This window comes from Photobacterium carnosum (genome assembly GCF_002849605.1).
In the GTDB taxonomy this organism is placed as follows: domain Bacteria; phylum Pseudomonadota; class Gammaproteobacteria; order Enterobacterales; family Vibrionaceae; genus Photobacterium; species Photobacterium carnosum.
Window position 1 is genome coordinate 41,183 of the sequence record NZ_NPIB01000008.1, and the last position, 15,018, is coordinate 56,200.

Annotated in this window: 12 protein-coding genes; 5 read left to right on the top strand and 7 right to left on the bottom strand. The window is 41.3% G+C overall.

The genetic code is table 11. The features are described from left to right. The first annotated feature begins 12 nt into the window (after nucleotides 1-12). The 4 genes from rng to tldD all read left to right on the top strand — a co-directional run bounded on the left by rng (nucleotide 13) and on the right by tldD (nucleotide 7,752). Nucleotides 13-1,482: a ribonuclease G gene (rng, locus tag CIK00_RS08665; protein WP_101768495.1), complete on the top strand. Its 1,470-nt coding sequence runs from the start codon at nucleotides 13-15 to the stop codon at nucleotides 1,480-1,482. Between the two features lie 22 nt (nucleotides 1,483-1,504). Further along, nucleotides 1,505-5,395: a YhdP family protein gene (locus CIK00_RS08670; protein WP_101768496.1), complete on the top strand. Its 3,891-nt coding sequence runs from the start codon at nucleotides 1,505-1,507 to the stop codon at nucleotides 5,393-5,395. A gap of 72 nt (nucleotides 5,396-5,467) precedes the next feature. Continuing rightward, on the top strand, nucleotides 5,468-6,289 hold the full coding sequence (locus tag CIK00_RS08675) for a carbon-nitrogen hydrolase family protein (RefSeq protein ID WP_101768497.1): 822 nt from the start codon (nucleotides 5,468-5,470) through the stop codon (nucleotides 6,287-6,289). Between the two features lie 14 nt (nucleotides 6,290-6,303). Next, nucleotides 6,304-7,752 (top strand): metalloprotease TldD, encoded by a 1,449-nt coding sequence (gene tldD, locus CIK00_RS08680; RefSeq protein WP_101768498.1) that lies wholly within the window; start codon nucleotides 6,304-6,306, stop codon nucleotides 7,750-7,752. Between the two features lie 117 nt (nucleotides 7,753-7,869). Here tldD and yjgA read toward each other — a convergent pair whose 3' ends face one another. Further along, complete coding sequence (yjgA, locus tag CIK00_RS08685; protein WP_101768499.1) at nucleotides 7,870-8,394, bottom strand: ribosome biogenesis factor YjgA; 525 nt, start codon at nucleotides 8,392-8,394, stop codon at nucleotides 7,870-7,872. A 114-nt stretch (nucleotides 8,395-8,508) separates the two neighbouring features. Here yjgA and pmbA point away from each other — a divergent pair, with 114 nt between their 5' ends. Next, on the top strand, nucleotides 8,509-9,852 hold the full coding sequence (gene pmbA / locus CIK00_RS08690) for a metalloprotease PmbA (protein WP_101768500.1): 1,344 nt from the start codon (nucleotides 8,509-8,511) through the stop codon (nucleotides 9,850-9,852). A gap of 89 nt (nucleotides 9,853-9,941) precedes the next feature. On the opposite strand, the gene mgtE is transcribed toward pmbA, so the two are convergent. The 6 genes from mgtE to CIK00_RS08720 form a co-directional block, all read right to left on the bottom strand. Then, nucleotides 9,942-11,303, bottom strand: coding sequence for a magnesium transporter (gene mgtE / locus CIK00_RS08695; RefSeq protein ID WP_101768501.1), 1,362 nt, complete (start codon nucleotides 11,301-11,303; stop codon nucleotides 9,942-9,944). Nucleotides 11,304-11,586: 283 nt separating this feature from the next. Then, nucleotides 11,587-11,859, bottom strand: coding sequence for an HPr family phosphocarrier protein (locus CIK00_RS08700; RefSeq protein ID WP_101768502.1), 273 nt, complete (start codon nucleotides 11,857-11,859; stop codon nucleotides 11,587-11,589). Continuing rightward, entirely contained in the window at nucleotides 11,856-12,707 is an 852-nt protein-coding gene (rapZ, locus tag CIK00_RS08705; RefSeq protein ID WP_101768503.1) for an RNase adapter RapZ, read from the bottom strand. Before rapZ ends, CIK00_RS08700 begins: the two co-directional genes overlap by 4 nt. Nucleotides 12,708-12,721: 14 nt before the next feature. Further along, nucleotides 12,722-13,192 carry a PTS IIA-like nitrogen regulatory protein PtsN gene (gene ptsN, locus CIK00_RS08710; protein WP_101768504.1) on the bottom strand — a complete coding sequence of 157 codons (471 nt, stop codon included), beginning with the start codon at nucleotides 13,190-13,192 and terminating at the stop codon, nucleotides 12,722-12,724. 2 nt (nucleotides 13,193-13,194) lie between these two features. After that, nucleotides 13,195-13,482 carry a ribosome hibernation promoting factor gene (hpf, locus tag CIK00_RS08715; RefSeq protein ID WP_101768505.1) on the bottom strand — a complete coding sequence of 96 codons (288 nt, stop codon included), beginning with the start codon at nucleotides 13,480-13,482 and terminating at the stop codon, nucleotides 13,195-13,197. Between the two features lie 32 nt (nucleotides 13,483-13,514). Continuing rightward, on the bottom strand, nucleotides 13,515-14,999 hold the full coding sequence (locus tag CIK00_RS08720; RefSeq protein WP_101768506.1) for an RNA polymerase factor sigma-54: 1,485 nt from the start codon (nucleotides 14,997-14,999) through the stop codon (nucleotides 13,515-13,517). Nucleotides 15,000-15,018: the final 19 nt, after the last annotated feature.

Here is a 15,018-nt window from a genome sequence, read left to right on the forward strand (position 1 = left end):
GTAGAGGCAACCATGGGCATTGAGCTGCTAATAAATGTCACGCCGAGTGAAACGCGTGTCGCAATGATTGAAGGCGGTATTTTGCAAGAGATTCACATTGAACGTGAATCAAAGCGAGGTATTGTTGGCAATATTTATAAAGGACGTGTTAGTCGTGTCTTACCGGGAATGCAGGCTGCATTTATTGATATCGGTTTAGATAAAGCGGCATTTTTACATGCGTCAGATATTGTCCCGCATACTGAATGTGTGGCCGAAAATGAAAAGAAACAATTTAAAGTCCGTGATATCTCAGAGTTAGTCCGTCAAGGACAAGATATTGTGGTGCAAGTGGTTAAAGATCCATTGGGAACTAAAGGTGCCCGTTTAACGACGGATATTACTTTGCCCTCACGTTATTTAGTGTTTATGCCTGGTGCAAGTCATGTTGGTGTCTCACAACGAATTGAATGTGAAAAAGAACGCGATCGTTTGAAAAAAGCAGTATCACAACATTGTGATCACCTAGGTGGGTTTATTATTCGTACCGCCGCAGAAGGTGCAGATCCGGATGAAGTGGCACAAGATGCGGCATTTTTAAAGCATCTATGGCGTAAGGTGATTGAGCGTCGTGCAAAATATAAACCACGTTCAATGTTATATGGTGAACTTGGATTAGCGCAGCGTATTTTACGTGATTTTGTTGGTACTCAAATTAATCATATTCAAGTCGATTCACGGGTTGCGTTTGATAAACTTAAAGAATTCACTGATGAGTTTGTGCCAGAGGTTACCGAAAATATTGAGTATTATTCTGGTGACCAACCTATTTTTGATCTTTATGATACTGAAGCTGAAATTCAACGTTCGCTTGATCGTAAAGTAGAAATGAAATCGGGTGGGTATTTGATTATTGATCAAACCGAAGCCATGACCACTGTTGATATTAATACTGGGGCATTTGTTGGTCGTCGTAATCTTGATGAAACCATTTTTAATACCAATATTGAAGCGACTAAAGTGATTGCTCGCCAGTTACGGTTACGTAATTTAGGTGGCATTATTATTATCGATTTTATTGATATGGCATTAGAAGAGCACCAACGTCGCGTCTTACAAGCGTTAGAACAAGCACTGTCGTTTGATCGCGTGAAAACAAACGTTAATGGTTTTACTCAGCTTGGATTAGTTGAAATGACCCGTAAGCGTACCCGTGAAAGTATTGAACATGTATTATGTAATACTTGCCCCTCTTGTGAAGGCCGAGGTACCGTTAAAACGGTTGAAAGTGTGTGTTATGAAATTCTACGTGAAATAACCCGCGTTAATCGCGCTTATGATGCTGACCGATTTGTGGTCTATGTGTCATCTTCTGTTGGTGATGCTCTAGCGGGTGATGAGTATCATGCTCTGGCTGAGCTAGAAGTATTTATTGGTAAGCAAGTAAAAATCAAACCAGAGCCGCTTTATACTCAAGAGCAGTTTGATGTTGTTATGATGTAATGTACCTAGAGAGGAAGTAATAGTGCCAAAAATACTCGTACGTCTTGTACGCAGTGGGTTGTGGTTGATAGTGATTGTAGCGTTATTCTTAGCATCATTAATCACTGGCTTAAGGTTATTGCTTCCTCATCTTAATGATTACCGTCTGCCCATAGCACACTGGGTGTCGCAGCAGGCAGATGTTGCTTTAACATTAACGTCAATTAATGGGGACTGGCAAATTGCTGGTCCTACTGTAACGGTTACGGGTATTTCTATATCTGCTCAACCTCATTCACAACCCCTTGCTAATATTGGTCAAGTCTCATTTTATTTTGATATTTGGCATTCAGCTCTGCATTTGCGTCCAATTTTCAAACAAGTGACTATTAGTCAGGTTGATCTTGATCTTACTAAAATAAAGCCGTCTTCATCAGCGTTAAATGTGGCTGATGTCAGTGTTGCTCAACGTTTAGAACAACTGTTTTTTACGCGCTTAGGGCAATTTCAACTCCTCGATTCATCCGTATCTTTTGTTGCTCCGTCAGGATCTGAGCAAAAACTTAATATTAAACAGCTTGATTGGGTAAATGTTGATGGCCGTCATTTGGCACAAGGCAATATTAATTTTTCTAATTCTGATCTGGGGCAATTAGCGATTAAAGCGAATATATCAGAACAAGGTGGACTTAAAAGTTTATCTGGTCTGGTGTATATAAAAGGTAAGCATGTATCAGTAACGCCATGGCTTAATAAGCAATTTTCTGGCGTGGCAAATATTACTGATAGTGAAATTGGGGTTGAGGCTTGGTTGGCATTTAAACATGGTCAAATTAAGAGTGCTAAGGCAAAGATCAATAACAGTATTATTGATTGGCAAGTAGGTAAAAAACAGCATCAAATTAATATTAAACATGGGCTGGTGGCGTTAAGGCCGATTCGATTGGCTGATGGATCTCGAACATGGCGGATTGATACTGAAAAATTTGCTATTTATACCGATGATGTCGCGTGGCCAACGTTTGATATTGCAGGCCAATTAAGTTTTGATGACCATGACCAATTAAATCAATGGAAATTGGCGTTAAGTAATATTGCCTTGCAACGATTATTACCGCTAATGAACTTTTTACCATCAACCAATAAGCTGGTTGATGCAGTGCGGCATCTTAAACCGAGTGGATTATTGACTCATATTCGCGTTGCCGGTGAAGTAAATAAAGTGCCTCGTTTTTCATTTAAAATACAACAATTAAGTGTTAAACCTTGGCAATGGGTTCCAGGTATTAATCATTTAAATGCCACTATTGCTGGCGATGGCCTTCAAGGTAACGTCACGCTTAATGTCGCGGCCGATAGTTTTGCTTATGAAAAGGTGTTTTCCAAACCGCTAAAAATAAATCACGCTCAAGTACAGGCTTATTGGCATCACGATGCTCGAGGTACTACGTTATGGAGTGACCAACTGGCAGTGGCAACACCAGATTTAACTTTTTCAGGGCAAGCTCGAGTTGATATTCCAGCTAGTGCACCCACATGGTTATCGTTATACGGTGAAGCCAATGTTACCGATGCGGGCCAAACATGGCGTTATTTACCGCGACCTGCGTTGGGGGATCGCTTAACTGATTATTTAGCGACAGCAATTAAAGGCGGCAAGGTTAAGTCGGCGCGTATTTTATGGTATGGCGCACTTAATGATTTTCCTTATCAACATCATGATGGCGTTTTTCAAGCTTTTGTGCCGTTAACACACGCTAAATTTAGTTTTGATCCTGCATGGCCTGTGCTTCGTGATCTTCAACTTAATTTGTTATTTGAAAATGACAAAATGTATATTGATGCCAATCATGTGAAGACTTTAGGTGCAAGTAGCTCAAAAGTAGTCGGTAAGGCTGATTTAACCCCTAATGGCCAGCTTAAACTCGCAATTGATCTTGCTGCTACTGGACCTCAAGTTCGTCAATATATGCTCAATAGCCCATTAGTAAGTTCTGTTGGTAGTACTTTGACGACTATTGATGTTGCAGGGCCCGTAACGGCAAAGCTTAATTTGGATATTCCGTTTAATGGCTCTGATGTTGATGCGAGCGGTAAGGTATATTTTAAACATAATCAGATCACACTGACCACGCCACATTTAGCGATTAAAAACGTTAACGGTAGCTTAAGTTTTAATAACAATAAGATTAAAGCCCAAGGGTTAGTTGGGTTGTTATATCAACAGCCTATTCAGTTTGGATTTGATGGTAATACTGTTAAAAAATCAGCTGATTATAAAGTGAATGTTAACGTTGGTGGGCAATGGCAACTTGCTAAATTAAAAGATTATTTACCGTCGGCAGTATTGAACAATATAAATGGTAGTAGTAATTGGAAAGCTTTGGTTAGGGTTAATATTAAACCGAGTGGGTTTGATTATAACGTTGGTGTTACGGTACCTTTAACGCAGGTTAATAGTAAATTACCTTATCCATTGCAACATTTTAAGGACACTACCGCAGTATTAAAAGTTAACGTTAAGGGGGATAAAAACCAATTGTACACGCAAGCTGTGTTACCTAACGTTAGTTATCAAGCTCAGGTGTCATTGTTGGCTACCGTGCCTAAAATTACTGCGAGTAATCTTTCTATCGGTGATGAAAAGTTATTAACATCACCATTGCAAGGTCAATTAGTACGTATTAATAGTCGTCAGTTTAATGCGGATCAATGGTTGGCAGTAATAAGACAATTAATGGATAACCATACTTCATTATCGTCAGGGGCAACAACCCATACTGCGGGATTCTCATTACCCTTACCGACACGTGTGATGGCTAAGATTGATCAATTAACCTTAGGTGGTCTTGCTTGGCATCAACTTGATGCGGTCGCAACGCGTGGGCGAGGATGGTCGATTAAGTTAGCGTCGCAAGAAGCGAATGGTTATATCTCATGGATTAAAAATCAACCGTTAAATATCATTTTAAAATCATTACATCTTAATTTACCGCAATTAGAGCAGCAGCCACCCGGTGCATTATTAACGCCAAAATTAGCCACCAAACCGCCTTCAACCTTGGTTACCGCTAACGATCGCAGCACTATGGCAACGATGCCTGCGATTGATTTATCGATTGCAGATGCATGGTTACAAGGCTATCGCTTAGGGGCGGTAACAGCGACGTTAACTAAGCACAATCAGCGTTTACAGTTGCAGCAGTTTAAGGTTAAGTCTGGCAATGTAAAATTAAGTGCTTCTGGTGACTGGAGTATGGCTCGACAACATAATCACACTAAACTTGATATGGTGATCAGTGGTACGAATAGCACCGACTTACTCGATCGATTTGGGATTTCAGGCGGTGTACAAAATGCGCCATTTAATACCCACGTCATCGTTAACTGGCAAGGTACGCCTTGGGGAATTGATCGTACTACATTAAATGGTACGGTGAAGACGGACATTGGTAAAGGTATTGTCAGTGGTGTTGGTGGTGCAGGACGGTTATTAGGCTTATTTAGTCTTGATTCCATTATTCGAAAGATGAAGCTCGATTTTTCAGGGATATTTGATAATGGTTTAGCCTTTAATTATATTCGAGGGAATGGCACTATCAAAGACGGTATTTTTAATAGTCATGATATTAAGATGCAAGCACTCGCGGGTGATATGTACATCAATGGTAAAGTTAATCTTGTTGATGAAATCGTGAACGCTAACGTCAAATTTATTCCTGATTTCACCTCGGGGTTACCAGTAATGACGGCCTTTGCTGTCGCGCCGCAAGTAGCATTGTATGTGTTTGCGATTTCAACCGTGTTATCGCCAGTATTAGATGTTATTACTCAAGTAAATTATCAAGTTACAGGGCCTATTGCCTCGCCGAAGGTTATCGAAAGATCTCGGCTAGAAGGCGAATATAAAGTACCAGAAAATAATCGCCTTTAAGTTGACCTCGTTACGATAGTCGTGACGGTAGATAAATCTGATTAATTTCAGTCATCGTTCAGAGAGATAACCATGACAAAGATTGGTGTAGTACAAATGAATTCAGGTACTGATCCTGAGCGTAACCTGAGCCAAATAAAGAAGTTTATGCAAGGGTTACAACTACAAGGGGCTAAATTAGTTGTTACTCCTGAAAATAGTGTTGTTTTTGGTAGTAAAGCTGATTATCAACGTTGGGCTGAACCATTAGGTAATGGTCCATTACAACAACAATTATCCCAATTTTCTCAGCAACTAGGGATTTGGCTACTTATTGGTTCTATGCCGATTTTACAAGCTGATGGTAGCATTACTACTACCTCGGTATTATTTGATGATCAGGGTAAGATCCACGCGCATTATAATAAAATGCACATGTTTGATGTTAATGTTGCGGATAAGCATCAGAGTTACCGCGAATCTGATACCTTTAAAGCTGGCGATGACATAAAAGTGATTGATACGCCTTTTGGTAAACTCGGATTATCAATTTGTTATGATATTCGTTTTCCTCAGCTTTATAGTGAGTTACGCCAGCAAGGTGCTGATATTATTATTATTCCAGCAGCCTTTACCAAATTAACAGGGCGTGCTCATTGGGAAATATTAGTTCGAGCACGTGCCATTGAAACCCAGTGTTGGGTTGTTGCCGCTGCGCAATGGGGCGAGCATAATGAAACTCGAGAAACATGGGGGCATTCAATGATTGTTGACCCATGGGGACAAGTGATTGCTTGCCAACAACAAGGAACGGGTGTTCTGACGGCAAATGTTGATTTACAATTAACCCATAAGATCCGTACCAATATGCCAGTGGCTGATCATGCCCGATTGGTGTTCAGTCATATTCAATAATTAAGAGCAAATTAATGACCCTTAACACTGTAGAAAGTACCATGCTAGACCAATCTGGTCTTGGTCGTGATGAATTGCATAAGATCCTTGGCTTAATTGCTACTCGTGATGTTGATTATGCTGATATATATTTCCAGTCATGCTGGCATGAGTCGTTAGTTTTAGAAGACAGTATCATTAAAGATGGCTCGTTTAATATTGATCGCGGTGTCGGTGTTCGTGCTGTTGCGGGTGAGAAAACGGGTTTTGCTTACTCCGACCAAATTAATTTATTAGCATTGACTCAAAGTGCGAAAGCGGCGCGCGGAATTGTGCGTCAAGGCGGTAATGGTAAAGTACAAACTTTTGCGCCGATGGCATCGTCAGGTATTTATTCACCGATTAATCCATTAGGCAGCTTTGATAAATACCAAAAGATTGCCTTACTTGAAGAAATCGATCGTTATATTCGTACTAAAGAGCCGTTGGTTACTGAAGTATCAGCCAGCATTAATGGTGTCTACGAAGAAGTATTAGTCGCGGCATTAGATGGCACTTATGCGGCAGATATTCGTCCATTGGTACGATTATCGGTGACAGTATTAGTTGAGAAAGGTGATAAGCGTGAGCGTGGTAGTGCGGGTGGCGGCGGCCGTTATGGTTACGAAACCTTTTTAACGGAAGATTCTACTGGTAAAAGCCAAGCGATCTTTTTTGCTGATGAAGCGATTCGTCAAGCATTAGTAAACCTTGAGGCGGATGCTGCTCCTGCTGGCACAATGCCGATTGTATTAGGCGCTGGTTGGCCTGGCGTTTTATTGCATGAAGCCGTTGGTCATGGTTTAGAAGGTGACTTTAACCGTAAAGGCTCATCAATGTTTGCAGGTCAAATCGGACAGCAGGTTACATCGCCACTTTGTACGATTGTTGATGATGGAACGCTGATTAATCGTCGTGGTTCAGTTAACATTGATGATGAAGGTACGCCAGGCCAACACAATGTACTGGTTGAAGGTGGTAAGCTGAAAGGCTATATGCAAGATAAGTTGAATGCGCGTCTAATGGGCGTTGCTCCAACAGGTAATGGTCGTCGTGAATCGTATGCCCATTTACCTATGCCTCGCATGACCAATACGTACATGTTGCCGGGTGAGCATACACCAGAAGAAATTATTGCCAGTGTTAAAAATGGTATTTACGCACCAAACTTTGGTGGTGGTCAAGTCGACATTACTTCAGGTAAGTTTGTATTCTCAGCCTCAGAAGCCTATTTAATTGAAAACGGTAAAGTAACCCGTCCAATTAAAGGTGCGACTTTAATTGGTAGTGGTATTGAAGCCATGCAGCAAGTGTCGATGGTGGGTAATGATCTTGATATCGACCGTGGGGTTGGTGTGTGTGGTAAAGGGGGTCAGAGCGTGCCTGTCGGTGTTGGTCAGCCAACATTGAAAATTGATTCAATGACCGTTGGTGGTACTGAATAATTTTTTATTGCGACGTGGCTTGAAATAAAAAGCCATGGTGTTGAATAAAAGTAATAAATAAAATGCCAGCAAAAATGCTGGCATTTTTTTGTTCATAATATGGATTAATCGAAGCGATTAATCAGCAAGGTAAAGAGATTTCAAATATTGAAAAATCTCACGATTCGCCTTGCCTGGTTTTTCTTGCGCCTTTTCTTTTGTTGCTTGGCGCATCAATTGGCGTAGGTGTTGGCGATCAGCATCAGGATGATCAACCAGAATAGCATTTAGCATGCTGTCACCATTCTCAACGAGCTTGTCACGTTTAATCTCAAGCTTTTTAAGGGCAACAGTGTGCTGAGAGTGCTTATTATTTAATTTGTCGAGTCCGGCTTGAATTGGATCGAGATCCATATGACGCATTTGCTTACCAATAAACTGCAATTGACGACGACGCGCTTCTTTACTAAAGCGTTGGGCGTCTTTAATTGCGTCCATCATTTCTTCATCTAATGGTATTTTTGCAAGAGCGTTAGGCGTTAATTCAACTAACGCTTCACCAATTTTTTGCAACTCTTCCATGTCGCGTTTCATCTCAGACTTACTTACCCAGATGATTTCTTCTTCTTCATCCCAAGGGGCTTTTTTATTTTTACGGCTCATAAATGGGCTCACTTATTGTATCAATAGTTCTATTTTATCAGTTTAATAACGATTTTGGGCGTAAATTACATTATTCTATAACTAATAAGCTAAACCCTAACCTTAAGTGATTGTATGGACGTAAGAGAACAGGTTGCTCATCAGCGTGTTGAACTTGAAGCCGCAGTAGCAAAAGCGCTTGAAGTCGCTGGTAAACAGGCTGATGCAGCCGAAGTAGCCATTAACAAAACAACAGGTATCAGTGTTTCTACTCGTATGTGTGAAGTAGAAAATGTTGAATTTAATAGCGATGGTGCACTGGGTATTACTGTGTATCGCGGTCACCGTAAAGGTAGCGCTTCAACTTCTGATTTAAGTGAAGCTGCCATTGCACAAACGGTTGCAGCAGCTTTAGATATTGCCAATTACACCTCTGAAGATCCGTTTTCAGGCCCCGGCCCTGCGGAACTGATGGCGCGTAATATTCCTGATTTAGACTTATTTTATCCTGATGAGCCTGAACCTGATCGTGCTGCTGCCATTGCCATTGCAGCAGAAGAAGCGGCGCTTGCTTTTGATCCGCGCGTAAAACAAAGTGATGGTGCGAGTTACGATAGTCACTATGGTGTGCGTGTTTACGGTAACAGTCATGGCATGTTAGCCAGTTATGCTTCTAGTCGTCACAGTATCAGTTGTTGTGTGATCAGTGAAGGTAAAGACGGCAATATGGAGCGTGATTATAGTTATACGACTTCACGTTTAGCGTCTGATATGTGGACACCTGAACGTGTGGGCCGTCATGCAGCTGAGCGTACTGTTAGCCGTATTGACCCGCAAAAACTGACAACACGTGAAGCGCCAGTAATGTTTGCAGCGGATGTTGCAACCGGACTGTTTGGTCATTTAGTGATGGGGATCAGCGGCGCTAATTTATACCGTAAATCGTCATTCTTACTTGATAAGTTGGGTGAGCAGATTTTCCCTGAGTGGTTAAATATCAGTGAGCGTCCTCATATTCTACGTGGTATGGCAAGTACGCCGTTTGATAGTGAAGGGTTAGCGACCTATGATCGTGAGATTATTACTGGCGGCGCACTGCAAACGTATCTGTTAACCAGCTATGCGGCACGTAAGATGAAGATGCAACCAACAGGTCATGCTGGTGGTATCCACAACTGGATCGTGTCATCAACTGGTGAAAACTTTGAGCAAATGCTGAAGAAGATGGATCGTGGTTTGTTGGTGACTGAATTGATGGGCCAAGGAGTTAACATTATCACGGGTGATTATTCTCGTGGTGCGGCTGGCTTCTGGGTTGAGAATGGTCAAATTCAATATCCTGTCTCTGAAATTACCATTGCGGGTAATCTTAAAGATATGATGCAAAACATTGTCGCAATTGGTAGTGATACTGAGATGCGCAGTCAGATCCTAACGGGCTCAATGTTGTTAGATTCAATGAAAATAGCTGGCGAATAATATTATTCGAATAAGCAATTTAGTCTGAATAAAAAAGCCCGAATCAAGTTATTGATTCGGGCTTTTTTGATTAATCATTTGGCTGCGAGTTAAGGCGTAATAAATATTGTAGCTAGGCCTAAGAACACCATTAAACCAACAATGTCAGTACAGGTGGTGAGTGCCATTCCGCCCGCTAAAGCTGGGTCAATCTTGAGCTTTTTAAGTCCAATTGGAATTAATACTCCAGCGACACCTGCAATAAACAGGTTAGCTAACATCGCTCCTGCCATAATCACGCTAAGTATCAAACTGCCTTTCCAAACAAAGACCACCAGACCGATAATTAACGCCCAAACCACACCGTTAATTAAACCGACCCGAGCCTCTTTACTGAGTAGCCAACGGGTGTTGGTGTCACCGATATGACCAACAGCAAGACCTCGAATAACCAAGGCAACCGTTTGATTACCAGCAACGCCACCCATTGAGGGGACGATAGTCATTAATACAGCAACGGTCGCCATCTGTTGTAAAGTGTGTTCAAACATATTGGAAACAGATGCGGCTGCTAATGCTGTCAGTACATTAACGCCAAGCCAAATACTTCGGCTTTTAGCTGATTTTAATACTGGTGCAAAGGTATCTTCGTCATCATCCATACCCGCCATGGACATCATTGAGTGCTCCGCTTCTTCACGGATCAAGTCAACCACGTCATCGATAGTAATACGACCTAATAAATGGTTATTCACATCAACAACCGGAGCTGATAACCAATTTCGACGTTCAAAAAGGTTAGCAATTTCACTGTCAGCCATATCCACCGCAATCGCTTCATCAGCATCTTGCATAACATCTTTAATTTCAATGTTAGGTTGTGTGGTAATTAAGGTTGATAATGACAGGTGACCAATTAACACTTGTTTTTTATCAACAACATATAACGAATCTGTTGCTTCTGGTAACTCACCACGCATGCGTAAATAACGTAATACTACATCCGCTGTTACGTCACCACGGATGGTGATGAAATCGGTACTCATCATTCCACCGGCAGTATCTTCCGGATAAGCTAATGCTTCCTCGATCCTATGCCTATCGGTGGTATCGATTTGTGCTAATACTTCTTGGTAACGCTCATCAGAGAGGCTACGCAATACGTATGCAACGTCATCACTTTCCATCCCCTCGGTAACGGCTGCCAGTTTTTCTGGTTCCATTTGCGAGACGATGCCATCTTTTACATCTTCAGAAAGTTCATCAAGGATCTCACCTTGCTCTTCCGGATCCGTCAATTGCCATAAGACTTGACGTTCTTTCGGTGGCGAGGCTTCTAACAGGTGAGCAATATCCTCCGGCTCCATATCTTGGAGTAACCGGCGAACATGGACAAACATGCCATTTTCAAGGGCTTTGTTGACTTCTTGCAGTGTGTGATGGGTTTGATCTTGTTCTAATACATCCGCCATAGGTATTAGGCCCACTTATATTTGATGGCGCAATAAGCTGAATTTTAACGTAATCAGTGAGTCTTTGTCTTGTGCTGATTGCGATTTTATTAGCTTATAAACTGATGAAGTATTGGAAATATGTATGATTATAATCGCGAGATATCTACATTTCATGCATTTTCTCTGCTAATAACAGCTAACTAGCACATTTGATGGCAAAGTATTACGTGTTAAATAATTATTAATATCAACCATAAAAGAAGGTTTTTAACGGACCATTTGTTGTTAGTAATATTGGCGATTAATTTTCTTCATCAAACCCAGCTTCAATTAAGTTTGAAATGGCAATTAATGCAGGTTTTGCATCTTGGCCATCAGCGCTAACCATGATTTTTTGACCTTGGGCTGAATCTAGCATTAGCAAGCCCATGACACTATCAGCAGTAGCGCTGTTATCACCATTAGTGATGGTAATTATGGCAGAAAAACTTTGGGCTAATTCAACCAATTTTATTGCGGCTCGAGCATGAAGCCCGAGACGATTACGAATAAATAATTCGCGTTTAATGGTCATTTATAGTTTTCCAATGTGCGGTGGCGTACCTGCACTTGTTGACCTTGTTGGGTGAAATAATCAGCCAGTTGTTGAGCGATATAGACTGAGCGGTGTTGACCACCCGTACAACCAATTGCGACAGTGACATAACTACGATTATTTTTTTCTAGCATTGGTAACCATGTTTCTAGAAAATTACGTAATTGATAGTTAAGTTTATTCACTTCAGCATGAGCCGCTAAAAAATCTTTAACGGGTTGATCAAGACCTGTCTGTGGTTTGAGCTCTGGAACCCAATGTGGGTTTGGTAAAAAGCGGACATCAAACACGTAGTCAGCATCAGAAGGTAAACCATGTTTAAAACCAAAAGATTCAAATACTAATACTAACTCTCGAGCTTCTCGGCCTAAGACTCGGGCTCGAACGGTTTCACTTAAATCATGAATTGAACTATTGGTGGTATCAATGACAAGATCAGCATGTTCTTTGAGTTCACCGAGTAGAATCGCTTCAGATTGAATGGCTTGCTCAAGGCTCATATTGTGGCGTGAAAGCGGGTGTAAACGACGAGTTTCACTAAAACGTTTAACTAATTCTTTGTCATCGGCATCAAGAAAAATAAAATTGGTATCAACATCATTGGGTAAATTATTAAAAATTACCTCAAGTTCACCTTGATGGGGGGGCATATTACGAATATCGACACTAACGGCAATATCTTGTTCGCTATTAGCAATGTCATTTACAAATTGCGGCAGCAGATGAACAGGAAGGTTATCAACACAGTAATAACCTAAATCTTCTAGCACGCGTAGTGCAACAGATTTACCTGAACCTGAACGGCCGCTAACAACCATTAACCTCATGGCTAAGCTACCTTTTATTGTGGGGTTACACTGACTTCTTCATCATCAATCAGTATGTTATATAATTCTTGATCTGTTGTTGCATTGCGAAGTTGCTTACAAATTTTCTTATTGCCGAGTTTTTCTGCCATGCTTGCAAGGGTCGATAAGTGCTCTTTACATTGTTCTTCTGGTACCAGAAGTGCAAATAAAAGGTCAATAGGTTGACCATCTATAGCATCAAAATCGATCGGTTGTTGGCATTGAATGAGTACGGCGATCGCATGATCACTGTTACTGATTCGGCCGTGAGGGATCGCAACCCCGTTACCTATACCTGTGGTACCCAATTTTTCACGATTGAGCATACATTCAAATAATGGCTGCGGATTTTGATCAAGATGTGTTGCCGCGATCTCACTAATGAGCTCTAGCGCGCGTTTTTTACTGGAGCAAGAGACTGCACTTTTGGTGCAGTCTAGGCTCAATACGTTACTCAGTTGCATGATTAGTGACTATTGAGTTTATCTTTGTGTTTGTTTAATTGACGGACCAGTTTATCAGTCAATTCGTCAATCGCGGCATACATATTTTCAGAGTCCGCTTTCGCGTGGATTTCTCCTGAATTAATATGCAGAGTTGCTTCGGCAATTTGTTGGAGTTTTTCGACATTTAATATCACTTGAATGGTATTAATTTTGTCGAAAAAACGCTCTAGTTTTTCAAACTTGGTACTGACATATTCTCGCAAAGAATCGGTTACATCAACATGGTGTCCGGTGATATTGATTTGCATAGACATCTTCCTTTTGTTGGCGCTGATCCGATTTAGATCAGACATTTTCGCTGATTTGATGGCGGAATTCCTAAAGATTCACGGTATTTTGCGATAGTTCGTCGCGCAACTATGATCCCTTGTTCTGCCAATAAAGTCGCAATTTTGCTGTCACTCAGGGGTTTAACCTGATTTTCAGCAGCAACAAGTTTCTTCACCAGTGCGCGAATAGCTGTCGATGAACATTCACCGCCACTATCCGTACTGACATGACTTGAGAAGAAGTATTTCAATTCAAAAATACCCCGAGGTGTATGCATATATTTTTGAGTCGTGACTCGGGATATGGTGGATTCGTGCATTTCAACTTCAAGGGCAATGTCGTTGAGAACCATCGGTTTCATGGCTTCTTCGCCAAATTCAAAAAAATCTTGTTGTTGTTTTACAATACAACGAGCGACTTTCAACAAGGTTTCATTGCGGCTTTCAAGGCTTTTAATCAGCCATTTTGCATCTTGAAGGTGGGTGCGAATAAATTGTCCATCCGCACTGTTGCGGGTGTTATTACTTAATGCGGCGTATTGCTGATTCACTTTAATGCGTGGAACACTATTAGGGTTGATACTGACGATCCATTCACCATTATCTTTAAATACTGATACATCGGGGATAACATATTCGGTTTCGGTTGAAACAACGTGATTGCCCGGGCGAGGATCTAAGTTATGAATCAGATCCATTACCGCTTTAAGTTCGGGTTCTTTGAGTTTAGTTTCGCGCATCAGTTGGCGATAATCGCGATTGCCTAATAAGTTAATATGTTCACGTAATAGTATTTTAGCTTCGGCAAGCCATTGCGTTTGTTTGGGATAGGTGGCGAGTTGAAGTAGTAAGCATTCTTGTAAATTGCGCGAAGCGACACCGAGTGGATCAAATTGCTGTACGCGTTTGAGTACAGCTTCTACTTCATCAAGCTCAACATCGAGTTCTTCATCTTCAAAATTTTCTAGAATTTCGGCGGTGGTACAACTGAGGTAACCTTTATCATTCACTGCATCTATAATGGCGATTGCAATCGCTAAATCTGTTTCGCTAAATGGGGTGAGATGTACTTGCCACATTAAATAATCTTGCAATGATTCAGTGGTTTCACCTTGGTAGATCGGAATATCATCATCAATGGCAATACCCGTACTGCCTGTTCCGGCACTGTAAACATCATCCCAAGTACTATCAACGGGGAGTTCTGTTGGTAGTTCGCGAGTTTCAATAACTTCTGCGGTATCAAAGCTCTCGATATCATCGGGATTTTCGTTGCTATCATTTGTGGAAGTGTCTGCGATTGAGGTCTCATTGTTAGTGTTAACTTCATCCGCTTCATTAGTTTCATCGAGCTCTAGGAGAGGGTTACCATCAAGCGCTTCTTGGATTTCTTGTTGAAGTTCCAATGTAGAGAGTTGCAACAAGCGAATCGCTTGCTGCAATTGAGGCGTCATTGCTAACTGCTGACCGAGCTTAAGTTGGAGCGAAGTTTTCATTAACGTTGATACACCTTAT

Excerpts from the sequence above, each read along its gene's own strand:
- rng (WP_101768495.1), top strand. The coding sequence starts at position 13 with ATGGGCATTGAGCTGCTAATAAATGTCACGCCGAGTGAAACGCGTGTC.
- CIK00_RS08675 (WP_101768497.1), top strand. The coding sequence starts at position 5,468 with ATGACAAAGATTGGTGTAGTACAAATGAATTCAGGTACTGATCCTGAG.
- tldD (WP_101768498.1), top strand. The coding sequence starts at position 6,304 with ATGACCCTTAACACTGTAGAAAGTACCATGCTAGACCAATCTGGTCTT.
- yjgA (WP_101768499.1), bottom strand. The coding sequence starts at position 8,394 with ATGAGCCGTAAAAATAAAAAAGCCCCTTGGGATGAAGAAGAAGAAATC.
- pmbA (WP_101768500.1), top strand. The coding sequence starts at position 8,509 with ATGGACGTAAGAGAACAGGTTGCTCATCAGCGTGTTGAACTTGAAGCC.
- mgtE (WP_101768501.1), bottom strand. The coding sequence starts at position 11,303 with ATGGCGGATGTATTAGAACAAGATCAAACCCATCACACACTGCAAGAA.
- CIK00_RS08700 (WP_101768502.1), bottom strand. The coding sequence starts at position 11,859 with ATGACCATTAAACGCGAATTATTTATTCGTAATCGTCTCGGGCTTCAT.
- rapZ (WP_101768503.1), bottom strand. The coding sequence starts at position 12,707 with ATGAGGTTAATGGTTGTTAGCGGCCGTTCAGGTTCAGGTAAATCTGTT.
- ptsN (WP_101768504.1), bottom strand. The coding sequence starts at position 13,192 with ATGCAACTGAGTAACGTATTGAGCCTAGACTGCACCAAAAGTGCAGTC.
- hpf (WP_101768505.1), bottom strand. The coding sequence starts at position 13,482 with ATGCAAATCAATATCACCGGACACCATGTTGATGTAACCGATTCTTTG.
- CIK00_RS08720 (WP_101768506.1), bottom strand. The coding sequence starts at position 14,999 with ATGAAAACTTCGCTCCAACTTAAGCTCGGTCAGCAGTTAGCAATGACG.